This is a genomic window from Pseudomonas sp. C2B4 (genome assembly GCF_013359695.1).
Taxonomy (GTDB): Bacteria; Pseudomonadota; Gammaproteobacteria; order Pseudomonadales; family Pseudomonadaceae; genus Aquipseudomonas.
The window spans coordinates 1-6,680 of the sequence record NZ_JABFMU010000112.1 but is presented as its reverse complement, the minus strand read 5'-3'; the positions used below and the strand labels follow the sequence as shown (position 1 = coordinate 6,680).

At 58.3% G+C, this 6,680-nt stretch carries 11 protein-coding genes; 9 read left to right on the top strand and 2 right to left on the bottom strand.

Annotated elements, in window-relative coordinates:
- The first annotated feature begins 70 nt into the window (after window positions 1-70).
- The 3 genes from HNQ83_RS30715 to HNQ83_RS30705 all read left to right on the top strand — a co-directional run bounded on the left by HNQ83_RS30715 (window position 71) and on the right by HNQ83_RS30705 (window position 1,466).
- Complete coding sequence (locus tag HNQ83_RS30715; RefSeq protein WP_175392594.1) at window positions 71-688, top strand: TPM domain-containing protein; 618 nt, start codon at window positions 71-73, stop codon at window positions 686-688.
- Between the two features lie 132 nt (window positions 689-820).
- A complete protein-coding gene (locus HNQ83_RS30710; RefSeq protein WP_175392593.1) occupies window positions 821-1,123 on the top strand; it encodes a helix-turn-helix domain-containing protein in 303 nt (100 codons plus the stop codon).
- Window positions 1,110-1,466 carry a putative holin gene (locus tag HNQ83_RS30705; protein ID WP_175392592.1) on the top strand — a complete coding sequence of 119 codons (357 nt, stop codon included), beginning with the start codon at window positions 1,110-1,112 and terminating at the stop codon, window positions 1,464-1,466. Before HNQ83_RS30710 ends, HNQ83_RS30705 begins: the two co-directional genes overlap by 14 nt.
- Before the next feature lie 292 nt (window positions 1,467-1,758).
- Here the strand turns inward: HNQ83_RS30705 and HNQ83_RS30700 are convergent, their stop codons facing one another.
- Window positions 1,759-2,184 (bottom strand): helix-turn-helix domain-containing protein, encoded by a 426-nt coding sequence (locus HNQ83_RS30700; RefSeq protein ID WP_175392591.1) that lies wholly within the window; start codon window positions 2,182-2,184, stop codon window positions 1,759-1,761.
- Between the two features lie 108 nt (window positions 2,185-2,292).
- On the opposite strand from HNQ83_RS30700, the gene HNQ83_RS30695 reads away from it, so the two are divergent.
- The 4 genes from HNQ83_RS30695 to HNQ83_RS30680 all read left to right on the top strand — a co-directional run bounded on the left by HNQ83_RS30695 (window position 2,293) and on the right by HNQ83_RS30680 (window position 4,486).
- Window positions 2,293-2,487, top strand: a complete 195-nt coding sequence (locus HNQ83_RS30695) for a hypothetical protein (RefSeq protein WP_175392590.1) — start codon at window positions 2,293-2,295, stop codon at window positions 2,485-2,487.
- Window positions 2,484-2,762 carry an ogr/Delta-like zinc finger family protein gene (locus HNQ83_RS30690; protein WP_175392589.1) on the top strand — a complete coding sequence of 93 codons (279 nt, stop codon included), beginning with the start codon at window positions 2,484-2,486 and terminating at the stop codon, window positions 2,760-2,762. The genes HNQ83_RS30695 and HNQ83_RS30690 overlap by 4 nt, the downstream gene beginning before the upstream one ends.
- A gap of 2 nt (window positions 2,763-2,764) precedes the next feature.
- Window positions 2,765-3,127 carry a hypothetical protein gene (locus HNQ83_RS30685; RefSeq protein WP_175392588.1) on the top strand — a complete coding sequence of 121 codons (363 nt, stop codon included), beginning with the start codon at window positions 2,765-2,767 and terminating at the stop codon, window positions 3,125-3,127.
- 132 nt (window positions 3,128-3,259) lie between these two features.
- A complete protein-coding gene (locus HNQ83_RS30680; protein WP_175392587.1) occupies window positions 3,260-4,486 on the top strand; it encodes an SAM-dependent methyltransferase in 1,227 nt (408 codons plus the stop codon).
- Here the strand turns inward: HNQ83_RS30680 and HNQ83_RS30675 are convergent.
- A complete protein-coding gene (locus HNQ83_RS30675; RefSeq protein WP_175392586.1) occupies window positions 4,476-5,390 on the bottom strand; it encodes a DMT family transporter in 915 nt (304 codons plus the stop codon). The genes HNQ83_RS30680 and HNQ83_RS30675 overlap by 11 nt on opposite strands.
- A gap of 275 nt (window positions 5,391-5,665) precedes the next feature.
- Here HNQ83_RS30675 and HNQ83_RS30670 point away from each other — a divergent pair, with 275 nt between their 5' ends.
- A complete protein-coding gene (locus HNQ83_RS30670) occupies window positions 5,666-6,247 on the top strand; it encodes a DJ-1/PfpI family protein (RefSeq protein ID WP_175392585.1) in 582 nt (193 codons plus the stop codon).
- A gap of 14 nt (window positions 6,248-6,261) precedes the next feature.
- Window positions 6,262-6,567 carry a ribbon-helix-helix domain-containing protein gene (locus HNQ83_RS30665; protein ID WP_016982789.1) on the top strand — a complete coding sequence of 102 codons (306 nt, stop codon included), beginning with the start codon at window positions 6,262-6,264 and terminating at the stop codon, window positions 6,565-6,567.
- Window positions 6,568-6,680: the final 113 nt, after the last annotated feature.

Genomic DNA, 6,680 nt, shown 5'->3' with positions numbered 1-6,680 from the left:
GGGCAGTTTCGGGGGCGGCGGTTCGTCGGGCGGCTGGTGATAGAACAATAATGAGTGGGCACTTCAAGACATGGCACTACTGACAGAACACGAACAACGCAAAGTCGCCGAGGCGATCGCCCGGGTCGAGCGCGACACGGATGCGGAACTGGTCACCGTGCTCGCGGCCCGAGCCGACGACTACGCGTACATCCCGCTGCTTTGGGCCAGCCTGCTGGCGCTGGTGGTGCCGGGTATCGTGCATTACCTGACCGGCTGGTTGACCATGCACAGCCTGCTGCTGGTGCAATGGATCACGTTCATCGTCCTGTGCCTGGTGTTCCGGCTGCCGAAAGTCACCACCCACCTGATCCCGCGCTCGGTACGTCACTGGCGCGCCTCGAACCTGGCGCGCCGGCAGTTTCTGGAGCAAAACCTGCATCACACCGTCGGCGGCACCGGCATGCTGATCTTCGTGTCCGAAGCCGAACGCTACGTGGAAATCCTGGTGGACGAGGGCATCTCCAGCCGGCTGGACAACAAGCACTGGGACGCGATTGTTGCCACGTTCACCCAGCAAGTGAAGCAGGGGCAGACGTTGCAGGGCTTTGTCAGCTGCGTCGAAGCGTGCGGTGAGTTGCTCAAGTTGCATGTTCCGGTGACGCATGTGAGGAACGAGTTGCCCAACCGCCTGGTCGTGCTTGGATAAACCTTGAAATAGAGCGTTTGTGTAGCGCTGCGCGGTACAACGGCCGCGTGTTGTCCGGGGGCAACCTTGTCTTCAACATCTCTCTATCAGCGAGCGTCCTGCGACGGTTGCTCTGACGTAGAGGGACTTTTTATGGCAACGAATCAATCGCTCAACGCTTCTTCCGGCACGGCACCCGATGGCGAGACTGACTCGCCGCCGGCGCAGTTGACCGCGAAAGAGACGCAAACCTTAATGTGGTGCTTCAAAGGTAAAACATCCTGGGAGATCGCCCGGATTCAGAATTGCTCGGAAGCCACGATCAACTTTCACTTCTCCAATATCCGCCGCAAGTTCGCCGTCAGCTCCCGTAGTGCTGCCCTGCTCAAGGCCCTTGAGACGGGCGCTATCAGAATTGGCCAGACGGGAGTGAGAGGTGCCCATGAACCTGACTGATTCGACCTACAACAGTATCAGTGGGCTCTTGTTGGGATTGGGTATCGCGACACTGCCCGCGATTGACGGCGAGGCACTCTTCGGCGCGTCCCTGGGCGCGTGGCTGGTGACCACCACCCGCAGCAACTTCAAAGCCTGGCAGCGAATCGGCTCCTGGTTGCTGTCGGCGGGTGTCGGCTATCTCTTTACCCCCGTCGCGTTGCAACTGACCCCCTTCCTGACCTCGGGTGTGACGGCGTTTCTGTGTGCGCTGATCGTTATTCCCATCAGTATCAAGGTCATGCAATGGATCGATGGTGCAGGTCTCGGCGAAATCATTCGGCACTTCAGAGGGCGCGGGTGATGAGCCATGAAATGGTTGCACTGATTCTGATGACCGGTGTTGCTCATTTACTGAGTGCGTTCAGGCTGGCGTGTTACCAGCGTGACGAGGAGCACCACTGTTGGCGCGAAGGACTATTGACCAGTCTGTGCGGAGGAATGTTTTGCCTTGCCGGCATGGACGTACTGCTGACATTTGCACCGGTGAGTCCATGGCATGCGGTTATTAGCGTCTGGTCATGCGCATTGATCGTTCGAAGTGGCGGAAGCATCAGGGTGATGTGGCATGTTTTGAAGTAAAGAGTCCGGATTGCCTATGTCTTCAAATTTCGTTCGAGCGATGCAACGAGGTTGGCCATCTCGGAAAGTTTGGCTTCCATATCGCGCAGTCGTCGTTTCTCCTCCAGCGCGTTTTGTATGGCGCAGCGATCATCTTCATCGAGCAATCGCCACAACGCGAGAATAGTGTTTTCCCGAGTCGTACTGTCTTGGGGGCCGTCGAGTGTTTCGCTGGGTGTTTGCCTCAGGACCGGACCTTCACCCAGCAGCAACCAATCAAGAGAGATGCCACGGGTTTGTGCGATGTCTACGCATAATGCGTATGGCGTGCTGTCACGCCCTTTCCAGCTGCTAAGGGTTTGCGGGCTGATCTGCAGGGCTGAAGACAACGAAGCATCGGTTTTTGTGCCGGTGATTTGTTTCAGGCGAGTCAGAACAGCTTGTGATTTTTTGCTACGCAATTTGAGCCTCTTCCCTTTGACATATGCTTTTTGAGTGCTTAGCGTATGCGCAATGAGTACTTATTGTTTGTAAGTAATCAATCATCAACTATGAATCAGAAGAATACGATGTCGAAACTTCCTAATGGTATCAGGGTGATTTCCTACGAGCTTGGCTTCTACCCTTTACGCGGCTGCCTGTTGCATTTCCATTTGTCTGGCAGACGTTATTCGCAAGGGCGCACCGCAGCGATCAACGCACTAAGCAGTATTGCGTTTGATCCAGTCGATTACCACCAGATGACTGCCGGGAATCAAGCATGAGCACTTACAAAATGGTTTGTCCGCACTGCTTGAGCAGGATGCGTATCCGTACCAGCGAAGGTCGCCATATTTTCCTGCGGGTGGCCTATTTGCAGTGTACGTCGGAGGCCTGTGGCTGGTCGGTGCGGGCCGAGTTTGAAATGACCCACGAACTTTCGCCCAGTGGGATGCCCAATCCCGCCGTACATTTACCTTGCGCCAGCCCTGATCTGCGTCGCGCCGCACGGCCTGTTGCACCGAGTACTCCAACGCCGGATGCACGACTGGAGTCATGAGCATGGCTGAATCTGATGAAAAGGTGGTGTTGAACGAGGAGCTTCTGGCGATCGCCCAGGCGTTCCTCGCTCGTCATGAAAGCGATGGATTGATCGATGACCAGGTGTTGTTCTGTCGTGCGGTCAAGCATTTGGAAGGCATCGATGTGCCGATGCATCTGGCGGAAAAACTGGTTAGCCATGCCTATGGAATACTCAAGTCCAGCAACGATCGCCGACGTCTGGATATCGCCGCGAGTTCCGAAACCGTCGCCGTGGTCACTGACCCGGCCAACGGTCTGACCTGGGCGGTGCCGGTAGGGCTGATTGTCAAATACATCATCAACTCGCCAACCAGCCGTAAACTTCGACTGGTGGAGCCCTAGTTTTCAACGGGCGCATTCAGGTCTTGGGCGGCGCGACCAGGACCTGTCGCAAAATAAGCCCGTGCCCAAACGCCTCGTCCGCCCTAAAATACCCGGCATTCCCGAACCGCACCGCCCGAGGCCGTTTTTTCCATGTCTGTCACCGCCACTCCCGCCAGCCTCGCGCCGGATCATCACGCCCAGTTCATCGAGATGCTGCAAACCAGCCTCGGTCAAAATGCCTTTATCAAACTGGTGTTGGCCAAATACGTCGGTGATGAAGCGGACCTGCAGCGGATCATCATCAAACCGGTAACGGTCAAGGCGCAGCCTTGCCTGTCCTTCGTCTATCGCTATAAAACCCGCGACATCACCAAGAATCTGCCGCTTGCCGACGGTGTAGCAACCATTGCCGGGTTGCTGCCAGCGGCGTTCAAAAATGCGCATTTGTTGTCGCTGACGGATGAGGCGCAGCTCGAATACAGCAAAAAGGGCAAGAGTTCGCTATTCAAGAGCAAGCCTCAGCAATTACGCGAAGTGCCGTCTGTCGAGCACAATCGCGAGAAAAACCGCTTCCTCGACCTGAGTCGACCGTTTCTCGCTGACCTGGGTGTGACCAACAAGCAGCATGAACTGATCCCGGCGATGTCGCGCAAGTGGAAGCAGATCAACAAGTTCATCGAGGTGTTCAGCCATGCGCTGACGTCATCGCCGCTGGCTCTGGACAAACCGGTTCGGGTCGCTGACTTCGGATCGGGCAAGGGCTACCTGACCTTCGCCATCCACGATTACCTGCGCAATACCTTGAAGGCCGAAGGTGAAGTGACCGGTGTCGAACTGCGCGAAGACATGGTGACCCTGTGCAACGCCGCGGCGGCCAAGCTCGAACACCCGGGCCTGGTGTTCAAGTGTGGTGACGTGCGCAGCGTGGCGCCGAGCGAACTGGACGTGATGATCGCCTTGCACGCCTGCGACATCGCCACCGACTATGCGATTCACACCGGCATCCGTTCCGGGGCGTCGATCATCATGTGCTCGCCGTGCTGCCACAAGCAGATCCGACTGCAAATCCAGAGCCCTGTATTGCTCAAACCGATGCTGCAATATGGCCTGCACCTGGGCCAGCAGGCGGAAATGGTCACCGACAGCTTGCGGGCGCTGTTCCTCGAAGCCTGCGGTTACGAGACCAAGGTGTTCGAGTTCATCTCACTGGAGCACACCAACAAGAACAAGATGATCCTGGCGGTCAAGCGAGCCGAGCCGATCGACCCGACTCAGTTGCTGGTGAAGATCCAGGAGCTGAAGGATTTCTATCACATCACTGAACATTGCCTGGAAACGCTGCTGCAGGCCGATGGGCTGCTTGTGTCTAAGGCTTGACCTGAATCCCTGCCGGTAATGTGCCCGGTTGTGCCGGGCGCACGCTGGTTTTGCGCCCCAACATCACGGTCACGATCACCCCGGCCGCAAACAGCCAGGTAATCGGCTCGACGTGTTCGCCGAAGAACAACGCTGAAAAGGCGATGGTGAAGAAGATCTGCAACAACTGGATCTGACTGACCCGGGCAATGCCGCCCATGGCCAGCCCGGCGTACCAGGCGAAGAAGCCGATGAACTGGGAGAACAGCGAGACGTAGCCGAAGGCCCACCAGGTTTTGCTCGAAATCTCGCCCTGATGTTGCAGCGCCAGGTACGTCACGGGGCCGATCAGCAGCGGTGTCGAGAGTACCAATGCCCAGCAGATCACCTGCCAGCCCCCCATCTCCTTGGCCAACCGGCCGCCTTCTGCATACCCCAGGCCGCCCACCGCAATGGCGCCGAGCATCAGCAAGTCCCCGGCCTGAATACTGCCGGCACCACTGATCAGCGCATAACCGAGCACCAGCGCACTGCCCAGCGCGGCGCAGGCCCAGAAGGCTTTCGACGGGCGTTCGTGGGACAGCCAGGCGGCGTACAGCGCCACGCACAGCGGTTGCAGGCCATTGACCAGAGCACCATGGGACGCCGGCAAGGTTTGCATCGCCCAGGCCGACAACACCGGAAAGCCGAGAATCACCCCGGCCGACACCAGCATCAGGCCCTTGACCTGTTTCCAGGTCGGCCATTTTTCCCGCCGCCACAGCAACAGCGCTGCCGCCGGCACCGCCGCGAACAATGCCCGGCCCAGGCCATTGAGCAGTGGATGCAGTTCCTGCACGACGATTCGCGTGAAGGGCAGGGTGAGGCTGAAGATGACGACGCCGAGCAGGCCCAGGGCCATGCCGGTGTTTTCGCGGGAGGACATGATGGCAACCAGAATCTTGGGTGAGGGGAAGAGCTTTCATCTAGCCATAATCCGCGGGTTTAGCGCTGTTACAGCTAGTCACAGAATTATCCGTACAGTTCGAGGACGTCATCGCGGGCAAGCCCGCTCCCACATTGGAATGCGTTCCCCTGTGGGAGCGAGCCTGCTCGCGAAGAACGATAACGCAGTAGTAGCCGGTTGTTACCCGCCCCTGCGGATAAGGACTACCTTGAATACTCCTGCATGCCTACGCATTTCCCAGAGGAGTCCTCCCCATGGCCGCTAAAAAAATTCTGATGCTGGTCGGCGATTTCGTCGAAGACTATGAAGTGATGGTGCCGTTCCAGGCGCTGTTGATGGTCGGCCATACGGTGCATGCCGTCTGCCCGGACAAAAGCGCTGGCCAGACCGTCCGCACGGCCATCCATGACTTCGAAGGCGACCAGACCTACAGCGAAAAACCCGGTCATCTGTTTGCCCTGAATTTCGACTTTGCCAAGGTCAAGGCCGAGGATTACGACGCCGTTCTGATCCCCGGTGGTCGTGCACCGGAGTACCTGCGCCTGAACGAAAAAGTCCTGGACCTGGTGCGCGCCTTCGACAAGGCCGGCAAGCCGATCGCTGCCGTGTGTCACGGTGCGCAATTGCTGGCAGCGGCCGGGGTTCTCGAAGGGCGCGAATGCAGCGCTTACCCGGCCTGTGCACCTGAGGTGCGCCTGGCGGGTGGCACGTTTATCGATATCCCGGTGACGGACGGCCATGTTCAAGGCAATCTGGCCACGGCGCCGGCCTGGCCTGCCCACCCGAACTGGCTCGCCGGTTTCCTCGGGTTGCTGGGCACGAAAATCACGCTGTAACGAGGAACCTGTCCATGTGCGAGCTCTACGTCAAAGCCGACCCGATTCTCTACGAATCGCGCTCCCGCTCGCTGCGCATCTGCGGGGTGGTGACGACCTTGCGGCTGGAGAATCAGTTCTGGGACATCCTCAGCGAAATCGCCGAGGTCGATGGCATGACCACCAACCAGTTGATCGCCAAGCTGTATGAAGAGGTGATGGACTACCGCGGCGAGGTGGTGAACTTCGCCTCGTTCCTGCGGGTGAGTTGTACCCGGTATCTGAGTCAGCGGCGGGTGTCGGCACCGGAGTTGTCAGTGGTGCGGGCGGTGGTGAAGTAGGGTGGTTTTGTACTGACCTTGCCGGCCCTTTCGCGAGCAGGCTCGCTCCCACAGTGGATTTGCGTACACCAATCCATTGTGGGAGCGAGCCTGCACGCGAAGGGGCCGGTTCA

Bases quoted from the DNA above. Each gene is read 5' to 3' on its own strand.
- HNQ83_RS30715 (WP_175392594.1), top strand. From the start codon at position 71: ATGGCACTACTGACAGAACACGAACAACGCAAAGTCGCCGAGGCGATC.
- HNQ83_RS30710 (WP_175392593.1), top strand. From the start codon at position 821: ATGGCAACGAATCAATCGCTCAACGCTTCTTCCGGCACGGCACCCGAT.
- HNQ83_RS30705 (WP_175392592.1), top strand. From the start codon at position 1,110: ATGAACCTGACTGATTCGACCTACAACAGTATCAGTGGGCTCTTGTTG.
- HNQ83_RS30695 (WP_175392590.1), top strand. From the start codon at position 2,293: ATGTCGAAACTTCCTAATGGTATCAGGGTGATTTCCTACGAGCTTGGC.
- HNQ83_RS30690 (WP_175392589.1), top strand. From the start codon at position 2,484: ATGAGCACTTACAAAATGGTTTGTCCGCACTGCTTGAGCAGGATGCGT.
- HNQ83_RS30685 (WP_175392588.1), top strand. From the start codon at position 2,765: ATGGCTGAATCTGATGAAAAGGTGGTGTTGAACGAGGAGCTTCTGGCG.
- HNQ83_RS30680 (WP_175392587.1), top strand. From the start codon at position 3,260: ATGTCTGTCACCGCCACTCCCGCCAGCCTCGCGCCGGATCATCACGCC.
- HNQ83_RS30675 (WP_175392586.1), bottom strand. From the start codon at position 5,390: ATGTCCTCCCGCGAAAACACCGGCATGGCCCTGGGCCTGCTCGGCGTC.
- HNQ83_RS30670 (WP_175392585.1), top strand. From the start codon at position 5,666: ATGGCCGCTAAAAAAATTCTGATGCTGGTCGGCGATTTCGTCGAAGAC.
- HNQ83_RS30665 (WP_016982789.1), top strand. From the start codon at position 6,262: ATGTGCGAGCTCTACGTCAAAGCCGACCCGATTCTCTACGAATCGCGC.